The following is a 21749-nucleotide window of genomic DNA, read 5'->3' on the forward strand; positions in this document are numbered from 1 at the left end:
GTGGAGCCGGTGGCCTCTTCACTTGTCCCCTGCGGCACTGGACCGCCCCCTAGACCGGGCGTTCCGCGAGGTCCGCCGGAGGCTCGTCGTCCATCTCGAAGGCCAACGGGAAGGGAGCGTGCCCGGCCAGCCGGAACCAGCGCACCTTGCGGTGCCTGCGCAGGGCCCTGGCGGCCCGTACGGAGTCGTTGTGGAAGCGCCGCGCCATGGGTACCCGGCGGACCGCCGCGGCCAGCTCCTCGGTGGCTTCCGCCCCGCCGGGGGCCGCCTTGAGCACCTCGACCTGGTCGGCGTCGGCGAACACCGCCCGCAACGCCTGGCTGAGCTCGCTCTCGGCGACCTCCCGCTGCTCCTCCTCGGCCTGGCGCGCGGCGTGCGCGGCCTCGTACAGCACCAGGGAGGAGGCGGGGTCGAGCACCCCGGAGGTGGCGACCTCCAGCACCACGGAGGCCCGCCGTACGAGCTGCGCGTCGAGTGCGGCTCGAGCCGCGTCCATGCGCGAATGCAGCCGGTCGAGCCGCCCGGCGGTCCAGCTGAGGTAGACCCCGACGACTCCGAGGGCCAGGGCGATCCAGACAAGGGTTTCGATCACGCTGCGCGACCCTACCGCTCCGCGCCCGCCGCATCCCCATCGGCCCTGGCCGCGGGAGCCTCAGCGGCGGCGGCCGCTCTGCCGGGCCCGGGCCTGAGCCGAGGCCTCGGGCTAGGCGTCCCGCGAGAAGCCGAGGCGGGTGCGCAGGGGGACGCGTTCGTCGGTGGCCACCGCGGCGGCGCCGTCCGTCACCGTCTCGTAGACCGCCAGGATGTCCGCCCCGACGGTCGACCAGTCGAAGCGGCGCACGTGCGCCGAGCCGCGTGCGCTGAGCTCGGCGCGCCGGTCCGGGTCCCGCAGGAGGGCGATCGCGGCCCGTGCCAGGTCGTCGGAGTCCTCGTTCGCGAAGAGGTCGCCCGCGCCGCCCTGGTCCAGCACCTGCGCGAAGGCGTCCAGGTCCGAGGCGAGCACCGCGGCGCCCGCCGAGAGGGCCTCGACGAGGATGATGCCGAAGCTCTCGCCGCCCGTGTTCGGGGCGACGTACACGTCCACGCTGCGCAGCAGCCGCGCCTTGTCCTCGTCCGAGACCATGCCGAGGAACTCGACGCGCGAGCGGAGCTCCGCCGGGAGGGAGGCCACCGCCTCCTCCTCGTCGCCCCGGCCGGCGACCAGCAGCCGTACGTCCGGGCAGGCCTCCACGATCTTCGGGAAGGCCGCCATCAGCACCGGCAGGCCCTTGCGGGGCTCGTCGATGCGGCCGATGAAGCCGAGGGTCTGGCCGCCCCACTCCGCCTTGGGCTCGGCCGAGGCGAAGAAGCCGACGTCCACGCCGTTCGGGATCACCACCGCGTCCCCGCCGAGGTGCTCCACCAGCGTGCGCCGCGCGTACTCGCTGACCGCGATGCGCGCGCTGATCTTCTCCAGCGCCGGCTGGAGGATCGGGTACGCGGCGATCATCGCCCGGGAGCGCGGGTTCGAGGTGTGGAAGGTGGCCACGATCGGCCCCTGCGCGGCCCAGCAGGACAGCAGCCCCAGCGAGGGCGAGGCGGGCTCGTGGATGTGGATCACGTCGAAGGTGCCGTCGTGGAGCCAGCGCCGGACCCGGGCCGCGGAGAGGAAGCCGAAGTTCAGCCGGGCCACCGAGCCGTTGTACGGCACCGGCACCGCCCGCCCCGCCGAGACCACGTACGGCGGCAGCGGGGTCTCGTCGTCCGCCGGGGCCAGGACCGACACCTCGTGGCCGAGGCGGATCAGGTGCTCCGCCAGGTCCCGGATGTGGAACTGGACGCCGCCCGGCACGTCCCACGAATACGGGCACACGATGCCGATCTTCACTACGGGCGCTCCCCCTGGTCGGTCAGATCGTCCAGCCACAGCCGCTGCAGCATGTGCCAGTCCTGCGGGTGCTCGGCGATGCCCCAGGCGAAGGCGTCGGCCAGGGCCTGGGTCATGACGGTGGTCTTCTCGGTCCGCGTACCCGTCTTCGGCACTTCCACCTCGGGGTGGATCCGGCCGTACATCTTCGGCGAGTCCCCGTAGTAGAGCGTCGCCGGGAGCAGCACCGCACCCGTCTGCTGCGCCAGCAGCGCCGGCCCGGCCGGCATCCGGGCCGCGGCCCCGAAGAAGTCCACCTCGACCCCGGAGGCCGACAGGTCCCGGTCCGCGACCAGGCAGACCAGCCCGCCGGAGCGGAGCCTGCGGGCGAGGGTGCCGAAGGCGGCGCCCCCGCTGTGGGGCAGGACCTCCATGCCCAGGCTCTCGCGGTAGGCCACGAAGCGGTCGTAGAGGCTCTCGGGCTTGAGCCGTTCGGCGACCGTGGTGAAGGGGACGCCGATGTGGCCGATGGCCCAGGCTCCGGCGAGGTCCCAGTTGGCCAGGTGGGGCAGGGCCACGACGACCCCGCGTCCGGAGGCGAGGGCCTCGCGGAGGATGTGGTCGTCCTTCATCTCGACGTCCGTGCCGAACCGCTGCGGGTCCATGGTCGGCAGCCGGAAGGATTCCATCCAGTACCGCATGTACGAGCGCATGCCCGCCTGCGACAGCTCGCGCAGCCGCTCCGGCCCGGCGTCCGGCACCACGCGGGCCAGGTTGGACTCCAGGCGCAGCACGCTCTTGCCGCGCCGCTTCCAGGCGTAGTCCGCGATCCTGCGGCCGAGGGCGACCGCGGCCGGCTCGGGGAGCTTCTTGACCCCGGCCCAGCCGAGGCCGTACAGCCCGTCGACCAGCTTGTCCTGTGCCTTGCCCATCAGGCGGCGCCGCCTTCGCCCGCGGCCGCATCGGCCTCGGCCGACTCGCGGCGTACGGTGACCACCCGCTGGATCAGGGTGACCAGCGAGCCGACCGCGACGATCCACAGGGCGACCGGCAGGAGCACGCCGATCCAGGACGGCACCCCGAAGGTCTGCAGCCCGGACAGGCCGGCCGCGACCAGTGAGATCACCAGGCGCTCGGCGCGCTCGATGAGCCCGTTGACGGCCACCGGCAGTCCGATCGACTCCCCGCGGGCCTTCGTGTACGAGACCACCTGGCCACTGGCCAGGCAGAAGATCGCCACGGCGCAGAGCGCGTTGTCGTTGCCGGAGCCCGCGTACCAGAGCGCGAGTCCGCCGAAGATCGCCGCGTCGGCCACCCGGTCGAGGGTGGAGTCGAGGAAGGCGCCCCAGCGGCTGGAGATGCCGGCCTGGCGGGCCATGTTCCCGTCCACCAGGTCGGAGAAGACGAAGAGGGTGATGGTGATCGTGCCCCAGAAGAACTCGCCCCTGGGGAAGAAGAACAGCGCTCCCGCCACCACTCCGGCCGTGCCGATCAGGGTGACCGCGTCCGGGCTCACCCCCCGCCGGAGCAGAAAAGCGGCGAATGGCGTGAGAACACGCGTGAAGAATGCACGCGCGTACTTGTTCAGCATGGCCTTCCCGGAGGGTCGCTGGGCCGCACGGCCACCACGGCCACCGGCTGGCCCATCGTAGCCAGCACACCGCCCCCCGGACGCCGCGCACCCACCGGTTCGCCCTCCGTGAGGCGTTCTTCCGGCCGTGGACCGCCCCCGGGCCCCTCCCCGTACGCCACCGGTACGACGTATGGACGCGGTGTGACAGCAGTGCAAAGCTCGAAGAACCGCGTTTTCTCCGCGCAGGACCCACCCTCCTCACCGTCACCACCGGGAGGCACGAGCACCATGGGAGCCACATCACACCAATCCGGAGCCGCCGGCAGGGCACTGACGGCCGACCGGCCTTCGTCCGTACGCAACGTCGTGCTGGTCGGCCACAGCGGTTCAGGCAAGACCACGCTGGTCGAAGCCCTCGCCTTGACCGCGGGCGCGGTCAACCGGGCGGGCCGGGTCGAGGACGGCGCCACCGTCTCCGACTACGACGAGATCGAGCACCGCCGTCAGCGCTCCGTCCAGCTCTCCCTCGTCCCCGTCGAATGGGGCGGGATCAAGATCAACGTATTGGACACCCCCGGATACGCCGATTTCGTCGGGGAACTCAGGGCCGGTCTGCGCGCAGCGGACGCGGCCCTCTTCGTCGTCTCGGCCGCGGACGGGTCCGAAGGCCTCTCGGGGGCCACCCGCATGGTCTGGGACGAGTGCGAGGCCGTCGGCATGCCCCGGGCCATCGTCGTCACCCATCTGGAGGCGGCCCGCGCCGACTACACCCAGATGGCCACCGTCTGCGGCGAGACCTTCGGCGCGGACGACCCGGACGCCGTCCTCCCGCTCTACCTCCCCCTGTACGGACCGGCCGCCGCCGACGGCCACTCCCCCGTCACCGGGCTGCTGGGCCTGCTCTCCCAGCGCGTCTACGACTACTCCTCCGGGGAACGCACCGAACGCGATCCGGACCCCGCGGAGCTCGCCCTGATCACCGGCGCCCGGTCCCGCCTGATCGAGGGGATCATCGCCGAGAGCGAGGACGAGGGGCTCATGGACCGCTACCTCGGCGGCGAGGACGTCGACCTCAAGACCCTCGTCGACGACCTGGAGCGGGCCGTCGCCCGCGGCACCTTCCACCCGGTGCTGATGGCCGCCCCCGCCGCCGACGGCGCCCGGCAGGGCCTGGGCACCGTGGAACTCCTCGAACTCGTCACCGGCGGCTTCCCCACCCCGCTGGAACGCGCCCCCGTCGCCGTCACCACGCCCGACGGCGCCGCCCGCCCCGAGGTCACCTGCGACCCCGACGGCCCGCTCCTCGCCGAGGTCGTCAAGACCTCCTCCGACGCGTACGTCGGCCGCGTCTCCCTGGTCCGCGTCTTCTCCGGCACCCTGCGGCCCGACGAGACGGTCCACGTCTCCGGTCACGGCCTCGCCGACCGCGGCCACGAGGACCACGACGTGGAGGAACGCATCGGAGCCCTCAGCTCCCCCTTCGGCAAGCAGCAGCGCCCCCTCACCCGGTGCATCGCCGGCGATCTCGCCTGCGTGGCCAAACTCACCCGCGCCGAGACGGGCGACACCCTCTCCGCCAAGGACGACCCGCTCCTGATGGAGCCCTGGACCATGCCCGACCCGTTGCTCCCCCTCGCCATCGAGGCCCACAGCAAGGCCGACGAGGACAAGCTCTCCCAGGGCCTGGCCCGGCTGGTCGCCGAGGACCCCACCATGCGGCTGGAGCAGAACCCGCACACCCACCAGCTCGTCCTGTGGTGCCTGGGCGAGGCCCACCAGGACCTCGCCCTGGAACGGCTGCGCACCCGCTACGGGGTGCAGGTGGACCCCGTGGCGCACAAGGTGAGCCTGCGCGAGACCTTCGGCGCCAAGGCCGCCGGGCGCGGCCGCCACGTCAAACAGTCCGGCGGGCACGGCCAGTTCGCGATCTGCGAGATCGAGGTCGAGCCGCTGCCGCCCGGCAGCGGCATCGAATTCGTCGACAAGGTCGTCGGCGGAGCGGTGCCCCGGCAGTTCATCCCCTCCGTCGAGAAGGGCGTGCGCGGCCAGGCCGCCCGCGGGGTGTCGGCGGGCTACCCCCTGGTGGACGTGCGCATCACCCTGCTCGACGGCAAGGCGCATTCGGTGGACTCCTCCGACGCCGCCTTCCAGACGGCCGGGGCCCTCGCCCTGCGCGAAGCCGCCGCCGAGGCCGGCGTGCACCTGCTGGAGCCGGTCGCCGAGCTCGCCGTCCTGGTGCCCGACGAGTACGTGGGCCCCGTCATGAGCGACCTCGCGGGACGCCGGGGCCGGGTCGTGGGCACCGAGCAGGCCGGAGCCGGGCGGACCCGGGTCCGCGCCGAGATCCCCGAGATCGAGCTGGGCCGCTACGCCATCGAGCTGCGCTCCGTCTCGCACGGCACCGGACGCTTCGCCCGGTCCTACGCCCGCCACGAACCGATGCCCCCGCAGATCGCGGAAAAGATGCGCGAACAGGCCGAGAAGGGAAGCTAGTTGACATAGCACCACGGAGGCCGCCCACCCAACCAGCTTGCGGTGGGCGGCATTTCCCTGTCCCATGACCATGGGGCGGGATGCGCCGATAGGCTCGTCGGCGCACCAAAAGAGCGGGAACGCACAGCGATGGGGGCAGCGGTGGCGGACGACGGATTCGACTTCAGGCCCGGGGCACAGATTCCGCTCCAGGGCGGCGGCGGACAGACGGCGGCGACCAACGCACTGGCCTCCGCCGCGTACCGGGACGGCGCGGAGGACACCACTCTGGAGTCCATACTCAAGGCCAACAGCGAGAACCACCCGGCGACGGTGAAGCCGCCCAAGATCTCCCTCTTCGAGCCCAGCCTCGGCGAGGCCTTCTGCCGGGCCGTGGAGGCCCGCACCCTCGGCGGGGGCCGCAAACCGCTCATCCAGTCCTTCGGCGCCGACCCGCAGACCGTCGTGGAGCACTGTCTGGCCGCCTCCCGCATCCGCAAGGAACGCGACCAGAAGCTCCGCCTGATCATGCTGGTGTGCGGGGTGCTGTTCCTGCCGGGGCTGCTGCTGTGGCTGGGCCTGTTCCAGCTCCGCAAGTCCCTGTCCTCCGGCGACGGCAAGCACGCGTCCTGGATCGGCACCGCGCTGCTGGTCGGCGTCGGCATCCTGGTGGCCGTCCTGATGTTCCGGCTGCCGTTCACCGGCTTCTTCGGCCTCTACCTGCGCGCCATGATCATCGCCCCGGCCCTCGGCTGGCTCCTCGCCCGCCGTCTGTGCGAGTCCACCGCCGCCGACCTGCGTTCACGCTGGGACGGGCTGCTGGACGGGAGCGGCATCGGCGCCAAGATCCCGGACGCGGTGCCCGGCAACCCCGACGAGAAGGCCCGCGAGGACCTGCGCCACCAGCTGGCCAAGCTGACCGCGGAGGACCACAGCAACCACGTCTTCTACGCCGGCCCCAAGGGCATCCTCGGCATGGGCACCCGCTGGGGCAGCTGGCAGATGGCCGAGGAACTCGCCCCCAAGGACGAGGGCATGGAGATCCACCCGTTCCGCAGCTGGGACGTCATACGCGCGATCGACGCCCAGCTGCGCAAGCTGGAACGCGGCCCCCTGCACACCGGCGGCTTCCCGCCCGCCGCCATCCAGCACTGGATCGTCACCCCGGTCGGCGAGGGCGCCGCAGAGGTGGCCCGCCCCACCGGCGAGAACACCGACACCTTCCTCATCAAGCCGCACGAGATCACCCGGATCTGCAACGAGCAGCAGTTCAGCGCGGGCAACCGGCACTACCTCGGCATCCAGTACCCGCTCTGGGACGGCCAGCTCGTCATCACCATGCTGGTGACCGTCACCGTGCTCTACAAGACGCTGCGCGTGGACGTGACCGCGCACGCCCTGGGCCCCGTACACGGTCTGTTCACGACGAAGTCCAAGGCCCCGGTGGTCGAGGTCCCCAAGAGCATCCGCTTCTGGGAGACCGTGGAGCGCCCGCTGCCGCTGGTGGACACCGCGGAGGTGGTGCGCCTCGCCGTGCGGGCCCCGCTGACCTGGTACCCGCCGGTCCTCGACTTCCTCGGCGGCAAGCTGGTCCTGCCCGAGCCCTTCGGCCTGCGCCACGTGTGGGCGGGCTCGATGTGGCGCCACCGGTTCATGGCCGACGACGCCCTGCGCACCGTGGCCCCGGTCCTGAGGTCGGTGCACGCCGCCACCTTCAAGGTCCTGGAGGAGAACGGCGTGGACACCGACCGCTTCACCAACCGGTCCTCGATCATGAGCGGCCTCATCCAGGAGCCCGCACCGCGCAAGGCGGACATGTACGACGCGTAGGGTCCGCCCCGCCCGCCGACCGGTCCGTCAGCCGGTCGGCCAGGCGTCCGCGAGCATCTGCCGCGTGTCCGCGAGCAGTTGGGGCAGCACCTTGGTGTGGCCGACGACCGGCATGAAGTTCGTGTCCCCGCCCCAGCGCGGCACGATGTGCTGGTGCAGGTGCGCGGCGATGCCGGCCCCGGCGGCCGCGCCCTGGTTCATGCCGATGTTGAAACCGTGCGCCCCGGACGCCTTGCGCAGCGCGACCATGGCCCGCTTGGTGAGGTCCGCGAGCTCGGCCGTCTCGGGGGCGTCGAGCTCGGTGTAGTCGGCGACGTGCCGGTACGGGACGACCATCAGGTGCCCGCCGTTGTACGGGTAGAGGTTCAGCACGGCGTAGACGTGCTTGCCCCGCGCCACCACCAGGCCGTCCTCGTCCGACATCTCCGGAATCCCGCAGAAGGGACAGCCGTCCCCGGCCTCCGGGCCGGTCGGCTTGTTCTCCCCCTGGATGTACGCCATCCGGTGGGGCGTCCACAGACGCTGGAACGCGTCCTGCGTGCCCACACCGATCTGCTGCTCCGGCTGAATCGTCATGGCATGCAGCATATGACCTCGCCTGCGTGTACGAGGAAGGCCCCCGGAAAGTGATCGATCTCCGGGGGCCTTCCGTACGGTCACACGCTCATCCGGGTCAGACCTGGACGCGGTCCTCGACGACCTTGGCCAGCTTCGCCAGCGCCTCGTCACGGGCGATGCCGTTCTCCTGCGAACCGTCGCGGTAGCGGAAGGAGACGGTGCCCGCGGCCATGTCCTCGTCGCCGACGATGATCATGAACGGGACCTTGAGCTTCTGGTGGTTGCGGATCTTCTTCTGCATGCGGTCGGAGGAGGCGTCCACCTCGACCCGCAGGCCCTTCTTCTTCGCCTCGGCGGCGAACGCCTGGAGGTACTCCACGTGCCCGTCGCCGATCGGGATGCCGACGGCCTGGACCGGGGCCAGCCACGGCGGCATGGCGCCCGCGTAGTGCTCCAGCAGCACCGCGAAGAACCGCTCGATCGAACCGAACAGCGCTCGGTGGATCATGACCGGGCGCTGGCGGGAGCCGTCCGGCGAGGTGTATTCGAGGTTGAAGCGCTCCGGCAGGTTGAAGTCCAGCTGGACGGTCGACATCTGCCAGGTGCGGCCGATGGCGTCGCGCGCCTGCACGGAGATCTTCGGACCGTAGAAGGCCGCGCCGCCCGGGTCGGGGGTGAGCGGGAGGCCCTGCTTCTCGGCGACCTGCTGGAGGACGGCGGTCGCCTCCTCCCAGACCTCGTCCGAGCCGACGAACTTCTCCGGGTCCTTGGTCGACAGCTCCAGGTAGAAGTCGGTCAGACCGTAGTCGCGGAGCAGGTTCAGGACGAAGGTGAGGGTGCGGTCGAGCTCCTCCGCCATCTGCTCGCGGGTGCAGTAGATGTGCGCGTCGTCCTGGGTGAAGCCCCGGGCGCGGGTCAGGCCGTGCACGACGCCCGACTTCTCGTACCGGTACACGGTGCCGAACTCGAACAGGCGCAGCGGGAGCTCGCGGTAGGAGCGGCCGCGCGCGTCGAAGATCAGGTTGTGCATCGGACAGTTCATGGGCTTGAGGTAGTAGTCGGTACCACCGTCGAGCTGCATGGGGGGGTACATGCCCTCCGCGTACCAGTCCAGGTGGCCGCTCTTCTCGAAGAGCGCGCCCTTGGTGGCGTGCGGGGAGTAGACGAACTCGTAGCCCTCCTCCTCGTGCCGGCGGCGCGAGTAGTCCTCCATCACCCGGCGGATGATGCCGCCGCGGGGGTGGAAGACGGCGAGGCCGGAGCCGATCTCGTCCGGGATGGAGAAGAGGTCCAGCTCGTTGCCGAGCTTGCGGTGGTCGCGCTTCTCGGCCTCGGCGAGGAAGTCGAGGTGGGCCTTGAGCTCCTCCTTCGAGGGCCAGGCGGTGCCGTAGATGCGCTGGAGCATCGGGTTCTTCTCGCTGCCGCGCCAGTAGGCGGCCGCGTTGCGCATCAGCTTGAAGGCCGGGATGTTGCGGGTGGTGGGCAGGTGGGGACCGCGGCAGAGATCCTTCCAGCACAGGTCGCCGGTCTTCGCGTCGAGGTTGTCGTAGATGGTCAGCTCGCCGCCGCCCACCTCGACGTCCGCGCCGTCGTCGGTGGACGCGGAACCCTTGATGCCGATGAGCTCCAGCTTGTACGGCTCGTCCGCGAGCTCCTCGCGGGCCGCCTCGTCGGTGACCACGCGGCGGGCGAACTTCTGCCCGCGCTTCTGGATCTCCTGCATCTTCTTCTCGATGACCTTGAGGTCCTCGGGAGTGAAGGGCTTGGCGACGTCGAAGTCGTAGTAGAAGCCGTCCCGGACCGGCGGGCCGATGCCCAGCTTGGCCTCGGGGAAGAGCTCCTGCACGGCCTGCGCCATGACGTGCGCGGTCGAGTGGCGCAGGATGTTCAGGCCGTCCTCGGAGGAGATCTCCACCGGCTCGACGGTCTCGCCGTCCTTCACCTCGTACGCGAGGTCCTTCAGCTCACCCGCGATGCGCGCGGCGACGACGGTGCGCTCGCCGGCGAAGAGCTCGGCTGCCGTAGTGCCCGTGGCCACCACGCGCTCGTCCCGCTCGGAATCGCGTTGGATGATCACACGGACGTCTGACACCGGTCTCTCCTGACTCAGGGGGTGCGCGAGCGAACACTGCGCGTCTGAATCGTACCGAGCGGAGTGGCTGAGCCGCTAAACGGTTAACTCCGGGCCCGCCCGGTAGCGTGGACGCCCCGCCCCGCGACCCGAACGGACCCGCATGCCCGGCCCGCTGATCCGCACGCTGCACCTGAGCGACGACGCGACCGCCGAGGCCGTCCACCGCATCGGCCGGGCCGCGTACGCGGTGGAGGCGCAGCTGATCGGCTTCGACGGCATCCCGGCGCTCCGCGAGAGCCTGGCGGAGCTGCGGGCCCGGCCGCTCCGGTGGCTCGGAGCCGTGTCCCCCACGGGCGGGATCGCCGGGTTCCTCGCCTGGGACGAGGCCGCGGACGGCGTCGTCCACCTCGACCGGCTCTGCGTGTCCCCGGCCTGGTTCCGCCGCGGCGTCGCCTCCGCGCTGCTCGACCACGCGCTGACCGGGACCTTCCCGGGGCGTAAGGTCGCCGTCACCACGGGCGCGGCCAACCTCCCCGCGGTGACCTTGTACGAAGGCCGGGGCTTCGTCCGCGGCGCGGACTTCTCCCCGGCCCCGGGCCTGCGCATGGCCTCGTTCACCCGCAGTGCGGTCACCACGGCAAGGCCGTAGGCCGTCCTAGTCCCTCCCGGCCCAGGTGATCTCGTAGTACTTCAGCCGCCCGTCCTCGGCCACCATCCGCATGCCGGCGGCGGTCATCACGTGGTGGGACGCCCGGTTGTCGTGGTCCGCGTCGCCGCGCACGCGCGTGACGCCGAGGCCGCGGGCGAGGGCGAGGAGGGCCCGGAGCGCCTCGGCGGCGTAACCCGCGCCCCGCGCCGACGGGATCAGGCCGTAGCCGATCGTGACGGCCCCCTCGGCGTCCGCGGGGCCGTGGAAGCCCAGGCCGCCGATCGCCCGCCCGTCCTCGCGGCGGCGTATCTCGTACGCGCCGAACGGCTGGGGGTCCCCGGTGCTCGCGCACACCCGCAGGAAGGCCCTGGCCCCGGCCACGTCCGCCGCGCCGGGGTACCCGGGCTCCCACCGGGCGCCGCCGTGCGGCTCGCCCGCCGCCACGTGCTGTGCCTCGCCGGGAGTCATCGGATGGAGCACGAGCCGTGCCGTGAGGAGATCGTCCATGTCGGTGGAGTACCACGCCGGCCGACGCCGCCGCACGCACATTGTGCGCCCGCGAGCCTGTTCGACCCGGTCGGGCCCGGTCGGGCCTAGTCGGCCGGGTCGTCCGTCGGCAGCACGTCCGCCGGGTCGAAGGCGTCGTCCAGGGACTTCATCAGGCGGTCCCGCTCGACCTCGTCCAGCGGGACCGGCGTCACGTCCGTGGCGTCGGCCAGCCGCCGGAAGCCGCCCCGCCGCTGGAGCCGCCCGCTGACCCGGATCGGCAGGCCCACCAGGTGCGCGTGGCCCGCCACCCGGTACGCCTCCTCGTCCAGCGCGGCGCGGACGTACGGGACCTCCGCCCCGCCCAGGACCCGCAGCCGGACGGTGCCGCCGCCGCCCGCCGCCGAGCGCCGCATGCGGACCACCGCGCCCGCGATCCGTACCGCGACGGCCGGTTCCCCGCGGGTGTAGCGGGCCGCCGCGTCGCGGAGCACCGGCAGGTCGCCCGGCGAGAACTCCACCGGCTCCGGCCGGGCCGCGCAACCCGCCGGGACCCCCGCCGCCGGGGCCCAGGCCAGCGCGATCCTGGCCCCTTCCGAGCCGCGGACCAGGGCGATGAGCGCGTCGGCGAGCTCCCGGCTGACCCCTGCCTGCACGGCGGCGTCGAAGGCCTCCATGCCGCCGGTGGCCCGCCGGTAGTCCACCGCCTCGCGGGCCGCGTGCAGCGCGTGGTGCAGCCGCGTCACGGTCCCCCGGCCCCCGTCCACCGGGACGTACGCGGTCAGCCGCCGGCCGCCGGGAGAGGGGCCCACCAGCACCCCGTCCAGGGACCGTTCGGCCTGCCCCCGGTGCCGGGCCCCGTAGTAGCCGGCCCTCGCCCGGTCCGCCAGCGCCCCCGCCAGCAGGAGCTGCCGGGCCGCCGAGCGCAGCTGCTCCTGCACCGTCCACGCGGCGTCGCCCCGGAGCCCGTACGGCCCTTCCGGGATCTCCCGTTCCCAGCGGATCTCGTCGCTCGGCACGCTCAGCCCGTACAGCACCTCGCGCGCCGAGGGCAGCGCGCTGCGCGACAGGGCGGTCAGCGCCTCCTCCAGCAGGTCGGCGCAGTCGGGGAAGGTCCGGCTCTCCGGGACGAGCAGGCTGGTCGCGGAGACCGCGCCGGGGTGGGTTGCGGGCGGCGTCCAGCGCCCGTACCGCCCGGCTGCCCCGCCCCGGCGCAGCCAGCCGTGCCGGTGCAGCAGCGCGCCGAGCACCGCCGGGTCGACCTGCGCGGGGTCGGGGGTCCCGGGGCGGGTGAGGTCCGCGTACCCCAAGTGCTCCGGGGACGACAGCGGTTCGAGGTTCGGTGAGTGCCAGTGCATCAGGGTGTCCCTCCCGACCCGACCCGGGTCATGATCTCGCACAGCGCCCGGTCGTCGAAGATCCGAGTGGTCGGTATCCGTACGGTGGTCCGGCGGCGGCCGGTCACGGGCTGTCCGGCGAGGTTGGTCCAGTAGCAGCAGTGCCGCAGGTCGAGCCGGTCGTGCCCGGCGGAGAGCCACTGGTCGCGCTCGCGCGGGACGAGCATCACGACGAGGATCTTGTGGACGGCGACCGGGGTGCGCGCCAGTTTCACCAGGTGGTCGTTGTCGAGGGTGAAGCCGAAGGTGGGTCCGGCCGGGCTGGGCGCCACCTGGTAGGTCGCCTTCAGCTGGACCTTGATGGTGACTTCGTCGTCGACGACGTGCTCGGGCGCACCGTGGCTGACGTGCCAGTCGATGCCGTTGTCCGGGAAGGGCTGGGAGAGCGAGCAGCCGGCCGCGGCGGCGACGGCGTGCAGGTATCCCACCTGAAGGGTCTCCATGCAGGCGGTGGTGGCGAGTGTGCCGCGCAGCGGTCCGCTTCGCGGATCGATCTGCCCCTGCAGCACCCCGCCCTGTTCGGGCTGCGCGAGCGCCATGGCCGGCTCCCCATGCCTTGCGGGCTCTGCCGTGGGTGGTGGGGTGACGACCGGTCATGTGTACGGCCCCCCAGGAAAGTTGTCTCCGCACCCGGGCACCCGCAAACGGCGTACGGGGCAAACAGCCCGGGTATCACCGATTCGGGCAAGGGTGGCACGTTCCGAGGCGGCCGCGCCCGGGTGCCCCATCTGCCGACCGGGGACGAGGAGTTCGCCATGACACGCTGGTACGAGGGCCCGCTGGCCGCATTCGACACGGAGACGACCGGGGTGGACGTGGAGTCGGACCGCATCGTGTCCGCCGCGCTCATCGTGCAGGAGTGTGCGGGCGGCCGGGTCCGCTCCACGCGCTGGCTGGTCAACCCCGGGGTGCCGGTGCCGCCGGGGGCCACGGAAGTGCACGGCCTCACCGACGAGCACCTCCAGCGCCACGGCCGCTGGCCGGCGCCGGTGGTGGAGGAGATAGCCCGCGCCCTCGGGGAGCAGCAGGTGGCGGGCCGGCCGGTGGTGGTGATGAACGCGCCCTTCGACCTGACGCTGCTGGACCGGGAGTTGCGCAGGCACCGGGCGTCCTCGCTGTCGCGCTATCTGGACAACCGGCCGCTGACGGTGCTGGATCCGCGGGTGCTGGACAAGCACCTGGACCGCTACCGCAAGGGCCGCCGGACGCTGACGGACCTGTGCGCGCACTACGGGATCGAGCTGGAGGACGCCCATGACGCGGCGGCGGACGCGATGGCCTCGCTGGAGCTCGTACGGGCGGTGGGGCGGCGGTTCGCGGGGCGGCTGGAGCGGCTGACCCCGGCGGAGCTGCACACGCTCCAGCAGGTGTGGCACGCGGCGCAGGCGCGGGGCCTCCAGGCGTGGTTCGCGCGTCAGGGCACTCCCGAGCCGGTGGATCCGCACTGGCCGCTGCGGCCCGACCTGTCGACGGCGGCGTGAGCGGAGGGGGCCGTACATGCGGAAGGCCGGTCCGTCATCAGACGGACCGGCCTGTCCCGGTGGGCGATACTGGGATCGAACCAGTGACCCCTTCGGTGTGAACGAAGTGCTCTCCCGCTGAGCTAATCGCCCGGGAACGCACTGAACAATACAGAAGCCTTGGGGCTGGTTCAAACCGCTTCCGGGGAAGAGGTCAGCCGGGCCGCGAGCGCCTGCTGTCCGGCCCGCATCATCAGGGCGTGGTTGAGCCTGAACACCGGGCGTCCTGGCACGGCGAGCCGCCTCAGCAGGGGCAGGCGCACCTCGACCTCCTGCTCGTACAGCGCGCGCGTGCGCGGGGCGCCGGGTCCGCCGCGGGGGCGTACGGTCCACCGCGCCCAGCCCTCGATGTCGCCGTCGAGCGCCACCTCCAGGACCCCGCGGCGCGGGTCGCGGAGCAGTTCGGTGGTGGTGACGTGGAGGGCGTAGGGCAGGGCCGAGCGGATCAGCGCGGTGCCGGTGCGGTCGTCGACGCGTTCCACCCTGCGGAACTGGGGCCACCAGCGCGGGTACTCCCCCATCCGTTCCAGTACGGCGTAGACGCGTGTGTGCGGGGCGTCGAGGTCCCACACGCTGCGGAAGCGGTAGTGGCTCCAGCGGTCCCGGCGGATCTGGTGCATGGGTCCAGTCTGTCCCGCGGCCGGGCCGCGCACGCCCGGTTCGGTGACACCGGTGACACCGGTGACGGATGCGACGCCCCGTGCGTACTCAGGGCGGATCTGAGTACGCACGCCGATGTCCTGACGGCGTGACGGGCGCCACACTCCCCCTCATGAACACGCCCCTGCCGCCGGCCGAGGAGCTGGCGCTCATCGACCGCGAACTGGCCCAACTCGATTCCCGGCGGCTGTACCTGCTCACGCGCCGGGACTGGCTGCTGCGGATGCTGCGTTCCTCCGGTCCGGCTCCGGCCGGGGCGTGGGGCCCGCCTCCCGGGTGGGTGGCTCCGGGGCGGCCCGCGAAGGAGGCCTCGGCGCCGAGCGCGCAGAACGTGCTGCTCGTCCTGGGCGCGGTGCTGCTGGCCGTGGCCGCACTCGCCTTCACCCTGGTGAGCTGGGGCTCGCTGGGCATCGCCGGGCGCTCCGCCGTGCTGGCGGTCGTGACGGCGGCGGCCCTGGGGGCGCCGGTGCTGCTGCTGCGGCGCGGGCTGAGGTCGACGGCCGAGTCGGTGGCCGCGGTGGGTCTGCTGCTGACGGTGCTGGACGCGTACGCGCTGTACGCGGTCGCCCTGCCGGACACCGACCCGCTCGGCTACGCGGCGGCCGCGACCGCCGTGGGGGCCGTGATGTGGGCCGGGTACGGGATGGGCCTGGCCCGTCGGCTGCCCGCGCTGCGGATCCCGGTGCCCGCGGCGGTGCTGGCGGCGCAGTGGCCCCTGCCGCTGGCGGCGCTGGCCGCGCAGTCCGGGCCGCTGGGGCTCGGCTGGGCGCTGCTGGCGACGGCGGCACTGGACGCGGCGCTGGCGCTGCGGGCCCGGGCCCTGCCGGCCGCGGTGGCGTGGGTCCCGGCGGCGGTGCTGGGCTCGGGGGCGCTGCTGATCGGGGCGGTCCGGTCGTGGTCCGCGGGCTCGGTGGCGGCGGCGCTCGCCCCGGGGCTCCTTTTGCTGGCGGTGGCGGCGGCCGGGGTGGCGGTGGCCTGGCTGCGGCCGCGCGCCTGGTCCGCCGCGCTCGCGGGCGGCCTCGCGGCGGTGACCGCGCTGGGCGGTGCGGTGCGTCCGGAGCTGGATCCGGGCTGGACGGTGGTGGCGCACCTGCTGGTGGCGCTGCCGCTGCTGGCGGCCGTACGGGCTCCCGGGCTCCCGGGGCAGGTCCGGCGGGGCCTGTGCCTGGCGGGGGCGCTGGTGACGGCCCTGGCGGCGCTGGCGGCCTGGTCGGCGGTGGCCCCGGCGCTGCTGGCGCGGGTGCGGGTGCTGGGCGAGGTGTGGGCGGGGTCGACGCCGTCGGCGGACCCGTACTGGCCGGGGGCGGCGGTACCGGTGGTGCTGCTGACCGCGGCGGGGGCGGCCTGGTGGCTGTCCCGGGTGCTGCGGCGGCCCGAGGCGCTGGTCGTGGCGGTGGTCCTGGCCTGGTCGGGGCTGTTCACGGCGCCGCTGCTGCTCGGCTTCCCGGTGGCCGCGGTGTTCGCCGCCCAGCTGGCGGTGACGGCCGGCGCGGGCCTGCTGGTGCTGCGGTCCCGGGCGCGCGGCGTGGCGGTGGCGGCGGCCCTGTGCGGCCTGGCCGGGGCCGCGAACGTGTCCCTGGCCGCGCTGGACGGCCGTGCGGCCACCTTCGCGGTGTGGGGGCTGCTGGGCGCGGGCTGCGCGGCGGGAGCGGCGTACGGGCCCGCTCCGCGCTGGGCGCGGCCGGGGGCCGCGGTGTGCGCCGTCGGGTACGCCACGGGCGTCCTGGTGGCGGCCTCCGCGGCCGCGGAGCTGGCGCTGTCCTGGTGGGCGCTGCCGGTGCTGGCGGTCCCGGCGGCGGTGGCCGCCTTCGGGCCCCGGCTGGGCGGCGTCCGGGTGGCGTCCGAGATCGCGGCGGCCGTGTCCGGCGGCGTGGCCGTGCTGCTGGCGGCGGCGGGCGGCCGGGCCACGGTGGTGTCGCTGGTGCTGGCGCTGGCCGGGGTGGTCTGCGCGGGTGCGGCGGTGCGGGCGGACCGGCGCCCGGTGGGCTGGGCCGCCGGGGCGCTGTTCGCCCTGGCCACGTGGGTGCGGCTGGCGGAGGCCGGGGTCACGGCGCCGGAGGCGTACACGCTGCCGGTGACGGTGCCCGCGCTCGTGGTGGGCCTGCTGCGGCGCCGCCGGGACCCGCGGTGCTCGTCCTGGACGGCGTACGGCCCGGGTCTGGCGGCCACGCTGCTGCCGAGCCTGCTGGCGGCCTGGGGGGACGAGCACTGGCTGCGGCCGCTGCTGCTGGGGGTGGCCGCGCTGGCGGTGACCCTGGCGGGCGCCCACCGGCGCCTCCAGGCCCCGCTGCTGCTGGGCGGCGCCGTGCTGGCGGCGGTGGCCCTGCACGAGCTGGCCCCGTACGTGGCGCAGGTCGTGGGTGCGCTCCCGCGCTGGCTGCCGCCGGCCCTGGCGGGTCTGCTGCTGCTGGCCGTGGGAGCGACGTACGAGAAGCGGCTGCGCGATGCCCGGCGACTGCGGGACGCGCTGGGCCGGCTCGGCTGACGACAGAGGCCCGGAGACTGTGAAAGTCTCCGGGCCTCTGGTCCGGGTGGGCGATACTGGGTTCGAACCAGTGACCCCTTCGGTGTGAACGAAGTGCTCTCCCACTGAGCTAATCGCCCGGACGCACCGCAAACATTACCCCATGTCAGCGGTGCTCCCTGACCATCACTGATCCTTGATGTCCCAGGGCAGCACGAGCCCGTACTTCCACAGGTAGAAGCCCACCAGCGCGGCCGCGATGACGAGCCCGGCGCTGGTCAGGATGATGTTGCGGCGCCGGACCTTGGGGTCGAGCGCCTTCTGCGCCGCCTCGGTGACCTTGCGCTTGGTCCAGCGCAGGACGAGGTGGGCCCAGGCGAACTCGGTGGCCCAGATCGCAAGGCCCGCGAAGATCGCGACCCAGCCGGGGCCGGGCAGGACGAGCATGGCCACACCGGCGGCGATCACCGCCAGGCCGACGACGAAGACGCCGACCTGCCAGCTCAGGTGCAGCGTCCGGCGCGCCTTGACGAAGGCCGGGGCCTTCGAGACGTGCGGCGTCTCGGCGGCGGCCGGCTCGGCAGCTGTGGACTCATGGATCTCGCGGTCACTCCCCGTATTCATGGGTCGAATCTACCCCGAGCCGGATACACACGTGAATGGTGGTTTGGATCCGCCGTACGAGGGACCCAGAGGTCCGCAAAACGGTCAGAGGGGTTTACAACGGCACCGTAGGTGGCATGTCGATTTCGCCGACGTGCGAATCCCCGAGCGCACACTGAGCGAAAGGCCCTGGCGCTTATGAACACCACGGTCAGCTGCGAGCTGCACCTGCGCCTCGTTGTGTCGAGCGAGTCCTCACTGCCTGTTCCCGCGGGCCTGCGGTATGACACGGCCGACCCCTACGCCGTGCACGCCACCTTCCACACCGGCGCCGAGGAGACGGTCGAATGGGTATTCGCCCGCGACCTCCTCTCGGAGGGCCTCCACCGGCCCACCGGTACCGGCGACGTCCGCGTCTGGCCGTCCCGCAGCCACGGTCAGGGCGTCGTCTGCATCGCCCTGAGCTCACCGGAGGGAGAAGCACTGCTCGAAGCACCCGCCCGAGCACTCGAGTCGTTCCTCAAGCGGACGGACGCCGCGGTTCCGCCAGGAACCGAGCACCGGCACTTCGACCTCGACAAGGAGCTCTCCCACATCCTGGCCGAAAGCTGAGCCAGGGATACACCCGCTCGACACCGTCCGACTCGGGGCGACGGTGCGAGCTGGACAACCACATACGGCAGTGCCGGCGCTGTTCTCGCGGAAGCCATCCACGAGGACGGCGCCGGTGTGCGTGGGGACAGCCCGCCAGAGGGACCGGCTAGAGTCCTCCCCCAGCGGCGGCACAGGTCGTCGTCGCAGGCCCGGCCCCCGAGGGAGACCCCGTGCAGATCCCCCACGACACCCGTCGCGCGCTCGACGTCGTCGTCGCGCTGGTGAACACCGCGGCCGAGGTGGACCACCCCGACGCGCTGGCGGACATCGGCGCGCTGCGCGCCTTCGTCAAGGAGTACGCGATCAGCGACGTCGGCGAGCTCGGCGCCCGCGACCTCGCCGGCGTCCGGGCGGTGCGCGGCAAGTTCGCCCAGGTCTTCGCGGCACCGAACTCCCGTGCGGCCGCCACACTGATCAACGAGCTGGTGGCGACGGCCGGGACCACCCCGCAGCTGACCGACCACGACGGCTACGACTGGCACGTGCACTACTTCGCCCCGGGCGCCTCCGTGGGCGACCACCTGGCGGCCGACGGCGGCATGGCGCTGGCCTTCATCGTGGTCTCCGGCGAGCAGGAGCGGCTGCGCCGCTGCGAGGCCCCGGACTGCCGACGGGCCTTCGTGGACTCCTCCCGGAACCGTTCCCGGCGCTACTGCGACAGCCGGACCTGCGGGAACCGGCTGCACGTGGCGGCCTACCGGGCCCGGCGCAAGGAGGCCGGCGCGGAGGCCTCAGAGCAGGAACAGATCGTGCACGGCGGCGAGCAGCAGCAAGGTGCCGATCACTCCTAGGAAGATCATCAACGGGGGCTGGGAGAGCGCGAAGAGGCAGCCTCGCGGCTCCTCGGCGACGGGGGCGGGGAGCGGCGCGGGAACCGTCGGCTCACCCTGCGATGTGTCGAGCATGTCGGGCCGATGATGGCGCAGCACGCCGCCATCCGTGCCTCAACACGCCAACTTCCGCGCGGGAGTTCGCCCGATCTTGTGGGCGGCCGGGCCGCCGGGGTCAGATCCCGTGCTTCTTCAGGATCGCCTCGATGTCGGAGAAGTCCTCCGCGGGTGCGGCCGGGGCGCTGCGGCGGCCGCCCGGGCGGGCGGCGGGTCCCGCGTCGAGCGAGGGGGCGGAGGCGGCCGGTGCGACGGCCTGCGGAGCCTGCTTGCCCGCCTCCCGCCTGCCGAGGCCGCGGCGCTCCACCGCGCGGGTGGTGAGGAGCAGCAGCCCGGCGAGGGCGAGCAGGCCGAAGCCCACCCAGACGGCCGGGTCGAAGACCATCCCGGACACCCACTCCACGACGCCGGTCAGCACGAGCCCCACCGGCACCAGCGCGTACGCGGCGATCCGCGTGGCGGCCAGGAAGCGCTTGCGGTACGCGGTCACGGCGGCGATGCCCAGGCCCGCCGCGGACACCGCGGAACATATGGTCTCGGCGAGCATGCGGTCCTCCAGAGCTGGGCGGTCTGTCCCCATCCATCCTGCACCGGCCGGCGCCGTGGCGGCCAGGCGCACGGCGCCGCCCGGACGGATCTCCGGGACATCTCCGGGTCGCGCCTCCTCCCCAGGTCCCGGCCGGGCCGCCCGGGTCCCGGTCGGCCCGGCGGCACGGTGCTGGGAGACTGTCCGTATGACCGATTCCGTGATCCTCGACGTCTGGTGCGAACTCCAGTGCCCGGACTGCCACCGCGCCCTGGACGACGTGCGCGCCCTGCGGGCCCGCTACGGCGACCGGCTGGACATCCGGCTGCGCCACTTCCCGCTGGAGAAGCACAAGCACGCCTTCGCCGCGGCGCAGGCCGCCGAGGAGGCCGTCGAGCAGGGCCAGGGCTGGCCGTACGCGGAGGCCCTGCTGGCCCGCACCGCCGAACTCGGCGAGCGCGGTGAGCCGGTCCTGCTGGACGTGGCGCGCGAACTCGGCCTCGACGTGGAGGAGTTCGACACCGCCCTGATCGACGGACGGCACATCCTGATCGTCGACGCCGACCAGGCCGAGGGCAAGGCGATCGGCGTGAGCGGCACCCCGACCTACGTGATCGACGGCGAACGGCTCGATGGCGGCAAGAGCCAGGACGGCCTGCGCGCCCGCATCGAGGAGATCGCCGACCGCCTGCTCGCGAGCTAGATCAGGTCCTTGGCGTAGTTGAACTGGGTGGGGCGGTAGCCGAGGGACTCGTACAGGCGCAGGGCCGGGGTGTTGTCCGTGAAGACGTGGAGGGCGAGCGTGCGGTGGCCCGCGGCGAGCGCCGTGCCCTCCGCGAGGAGCATCAGGTCGCGGCCGTACCCGCGGCCCCGGTGGGCCGGGTCGACCCCGACGTCGAAGACGTACGAGCCGTCCCCCGACGGTGCGACCCAGATGTGCCCGACGGGCTCTCCGGCCGCCTCCAGGACGGAGAAGGAGACCCCGGGTGTGGCCGCGCCCGCGGGCAGCATGTTCTCGTGGTCCGTGGCCGACTTCGTGCGGGCCGCCTCTTCGGGCATGCCCCGGGCGATCCAGTCCTCGGCGTAGCCGCGGACCGCCTCGGCGTACCAGGACCCGTACTCGGCCTCCGTCATCGGGCGGCCCCGTACGCCCTCGGACAGTGCGGGGGGCTCCTCGGGGAGGTCCTTGACCATGTTGCGGCTGTACTCGGTGTAGCCGAGGGACCGGGCCAGGCGCAGGCCCGCCGCCGAGTCCGCCGGGACCGAGACGCGGATCCGGCGGCAGCCCCAGCCGCGCAGCACTTCCTCGGCCGCCAGCGCGCCCACGGTGGCCCGGCCCCGGCCGCGGTCGGGCGTCTCGACCCCGAGGTCGCGGATCTCGCCGACGGTCGGCCCGAAGGGGGTGTCCGAGGTGATCAGCAGGGCGCCGACGCGCCTGCTGTTGACCCGGATCTCGTAGGGGCGCGTGCGCGCCCCGCCTTCGCTCTGCTGAAGCGGCCCGGACGGCCGCAGGGTGGTGGTCATCGTCCGAGTTCTACCCGCCCCGCGGC

General features: G+C 73.2%; 22 protein-coding genes and 2 tRNA genes. 8 read left to right on the forward strand and 16 right to left on the reverse strand.

Annotated features, from left to right (window positions below):
- Positions 1-49: 49 nt before the first annotated feature.
- The 4 genes from IO30_RS0116260 to pgsA form a co-directional block, all read right to left on the reverse strand.
- Complete coding sequence (locus IO30_RS0116260) at positions 50-592, reverse strand: LemA family protein (protein WP_031143620.1); 543 nt, start codon at positions 590-592, stop codon at positions 50-52.
- 111 nt (positions 593-703) lie between these two features.
- The gene (locus tag IO30_RS0116265; protein WP_031143622.1) at positions 704-1867 is read right to left on the reverse strand and encodes a glycosyltransferase family 4 protein; all 1164 of its coding nucleotides are present in this window, start codon (positions 1865-1867) and stop codon (positions 704-706) included.
- Positions 1867-2778 carry a phosphatidylinositol mannoside acyltransferase gene (locus tag IO30_RS0116270; RefSeq protein ID WP_031143624.1) on the reverse strand — a complete coding sequence of 304 codons (912 nt, stop codon included), beginning with the start codon at positions 2776-2778 and terminating at the stop codon, positions 1867-1869. Before IO30_RS0116270 ends, IO30_RS0116265 begins: the two co-directional genes overlap by 1 nt.
- Complete coding sequence (pgsA, locus tag IO30_RS0116275; protein WP_031143626.1) at positions 2778-3437, reverse strand: phosphatidylinositol phosphate synthase; 660 nt, start codon at positions 3435-3437, stop codon at positions 2778-2780. The genes IO30_RS0116270 and pgsA overlap by 1 nt, the downstream gene beginning before the upstream one ends.
- A 270-nt stretch (positions 3438-3707) precedes the next feature.
- Between pgsA and IO30_RS0116280 the strand changes: the two genes are divergently transcribed.
- Both IO30_RS0116280 and IO30_RS0116285 read left to right on the forward strand, forming a co-directional pair.
- Positions 3708-5912, forward strand: a complete 2205-nt coding sequence (locus IO30_RS0116280) for an elongation factor G-like protein EF-G2 (protein ID WP_031143628.1) — start codon at positions 3708-3710, stop codon at positions 5910-5912.
- Between the two features lie 141 nt (positions 5913-6053).
- The gene (locus IO30_RS0116285) at positions 6054-7721 is read left to right on the forward strand and encodes a hypothetical protein (RefSeq protein WP_031143630.1); all 1668 of its coding nucleotides are present in this window, start codon (positions 6054-6056) and stop codon (positions 7719-7721) included.
- Between the two features lie 27 nt (positions 7722-7748).
- On the opposite strand, the gene IO30_RS0116290 is transcribed toward IO30_RS0116285, so the two are convergent.
- Both IO30_RS0116290 and thrS read right to left on the reverse strand, forming a co-directional pair.
- Positions 7749-8309 carry an HIT family protein gene (locus IO30_RS0116290; protein ID WP_031143632.1) on the reverse strand — a complete coding sequence of 187 codons (561 nt, stop codon included), beginning with the start codon at positions 8307-8309 and terminating at the stop codon, positions 7749-7751.
- 85 nt (positions 8310-8394) lie between these two features.
- Complete coding sequence (gene thrS / locus IO30_RS0116295; RefSeq protein WP_031143634.1) at positions 8395-10371, reverse strand: threonine--tRNA ligase; 1977 nt, start codon at positions 10369-10371, stop codon at positions 8395-8397.
- A gap of 142 nt (positions 10372-10513) precedes the next feature.
- Between thrS and IO30_RS0116300 the strand changes: the two genes are divergently transcribed.
- Positions 10514-11002, forward strand: a complete 489-nt coding sequence (locus IO30_RS0116300) for a GNAT family N-acetyltransferase (protein WP_031143636.1) — start codon at positions 10514-10516, stop codon at positions 11000-11002.
- Positions 11003-11008: 6 nt separating this feature from the next.
- On the opposite strand, the gene IO30_RS0116305 is transcribed toward IO30_RS0116300, so the two are convergent.
- The 3 genes from IO30_RS0116305 to IO30_RS0116315 form a co-directional block, all read right to left on the reverse strand.
- Positions 11009-11509 carry a GNAT family N-acetyltransferase gene (locus IO30_RS0116305; RefSeq protein ID WP_031143638.1) on the reverse strand — a complete coding sequence of 167 codons (501 nt, stop codon included), beginning with the start codon at positions 11507-11509 and terminating at the stop codon, positions 11009-11011.
- An 86-nt stretch (positions 11510-11595) separates the two neighbouring features.
- The gene (locus IO30_RS0116310) at positions 11596-12846 is read right to left on the reverse strand and encodes a hypothetical protein (protein WP_051859836.1); all 1251 of its coding nucleotides are present in this window, start codon (positions 12844-12846) and stop codon (positions 11596-11598) included.
- On the reverse strand, positions 12846-13424 hold the full coding sequence (locus IO30_RS0116315; protein WP_031143642.1) for a DUF4365 domain-containing protein: 579 nt from the start codon (positions 13422-13424) through the stop codon (positions 12846-12848). Before IO30_RS0116315 ends, IO30_RS0116310 begins: the two co-directional genes overlap by 1 nt.
- Before the next feature lie 216 nt (positions 13425-13640).
- Here IO30_RS0116315 and IO30_RS0116320 point away from each other — a divergent pair, with 216 nt between their 5' ends.
- Positions 13641-14366 (forward strand): 3'-5' exonuclease, encoded by a 726-nt coding sequence (locus tag IO30_RS0116320; RefSeq protein WP_031143644.1) that lies wholly within the window; start codon positions 13641-13643, stop codon positions 14364-14366.
- 60 nt (positions 14367-14426) lie between these two features.
- Here IO30_RS0116320 and IO30_RS0116325 read toward each other — a convergent pair.
- Together IO30_RS0116325 and IO30_RS0116330 are read right to left on the reverse strand one after the other, a co-directional pair.
- A tRNA-Val gene (locus IO30_RS0116325) sits at positions 14427-14498 on the reverse strand.
- 38 nt (positions 14499-14536) lie between these two features.
- A complete protein-coding gene (locus IO30_RS0116330) occupies positions 14537-15025 on the reverse strand; it encodes an SRPBCC family protein (RefSeq protein WP_031143646.1) in 489 nt (162 codons plus the stop codon).
- Between the two features lie 152 nt (positions 15026-15177).
- Here IO30_RS0116330 and IO30_RS0116335 point away from each other — a divergent pair, with 152 nt between their 5' ends.
- Positions 15178-17550: an SCO7613 C-terminal domain-containing membrane protein gene (locus IO30_RS0116335; RefSeq protein ID WP_031143648.1), complete on the forward strand. Its 2373-nt coding sequence runs from the start codon at positions 15178-15180 to the stop codon at positions 17548-17550.
- Between the two features lie 47 nt (positions 17551-17597).
- Here the strand turns inward: IO30_RS0116335 and IO30_RS0116340 are convergent.
- Together IO30_RS0116340 and IO30_RS0116345 are read right to left on the reverse strand one after the other, a co-directional pair.
- Positions 17598-17669, reverse strand: a tRNA-Val gene (locus tag IO30_RS0116340).
- 46 nt (positions 17670-17715) lie between these two features.
- A complete protein-coding gene (locus IO30_RS0116345; protein WP_031143650.1) occupies positions 17716-18153 on the reverse strand; it encodes a TIGR02611 family protein in 438 nt (145 codons plus the stop codon).
- A gap of 177 nt (positions 18154-18330) precedes the next feature.
- On the opposite strand from IO30_RS0116345, the gene IO30_RS0116350 reads away from it, so the two are divergent.
- Both IO30_RS0116350 and IO30_RS0116355 read left to right on the forward strand, forming a co-directional pair.
- Positions 18331-18744, forward strand: a complete 414-nt coding sequence (locus IO30_RS0116350; RefSeq protein WP_031143652.1) for an SsgA family sporulation/cell division regulator — start codon at positions 18331-18333, stop codon at positions 18742-18744.
- 212 nt (positions 18745-18956) lie between these two features.
- On the forward strand, positions 18957-19577 hold the full coding sequence (locus IO30_RS0116355) for a CGNR zinc finger domain-containing protein (protein WP_031143654.1): 621 nt from the start codon (positions 18957-18959) through the stop codon (positions 19575-19577).
- Here IO30_RS0116355 and IO30_RS45975 read toward each other — a convergent pair.
- Entirely contained in the window at positions 19518-19691 is a 174-nt protein-coding gene (locus IO30_RS45975) for a hypothetical protein (protein WP_167347266.1), read from the reverse strand. The two genes, IO30_RS0116355 and IO30_RS45975, sit on opposite strands and share 60 nt — an antisense overlap.
- Positions 19692-19791: 100 nt before the next feature.
- The gene (locus tag IO30_RS0116360) at positions 19792-20220 is read right to left on the reverse strand and encodes a hypothetical protein (protein WP_031143656.1); all 429 of its coding nucleotides are present in this window, start codon (positions 20218-20220) and stop codon (positions 19792-19794) included.
- 187 nt (positions 20221-20407) lie between these two features.
- On the opposite strand from IO30_RS0116360, the gene IO30_RS0116365 reads away from it, so the two are divergent.
- On the forward strand, positions 20408-20902 hold the full coding sequence (locus tag IO30_RS0116365) for a DsbA family protein (protein WP_031143658.1): 495 nt from the start codon (positions 20408-20410) through the stop codon (positions 20900-20902).
- On the opposite strand, the gene IO30_RS0116370 is transcribed toward IO30_RS0116365, so the two are convergent.
- Complete coding sequence (locus IO30_RS0116370; RefSeq protein WP_031143660.1) at positions 20899-21723, reverse strand: GNAT family N-acetyltransferase; 825 nt, start codon at positions 21721-21723, stop codon at positions 20899-20901. The genes IO30_RS0116365 and IO30_RS0116370 overlap by 4 nt on opposite strands.
- Positions 21724-21749: the final 26 nt, after the last annotated feature.

This window comes from Streptomyces xanthophaeus, assembly GCF_000725805.1.
Lineage (GTDB): Bacteria > Actinomycetota > Actinomycetes > Streptomycetales > Streptomycetaceae > Streptomyces > Streptomyces xanthophaeus.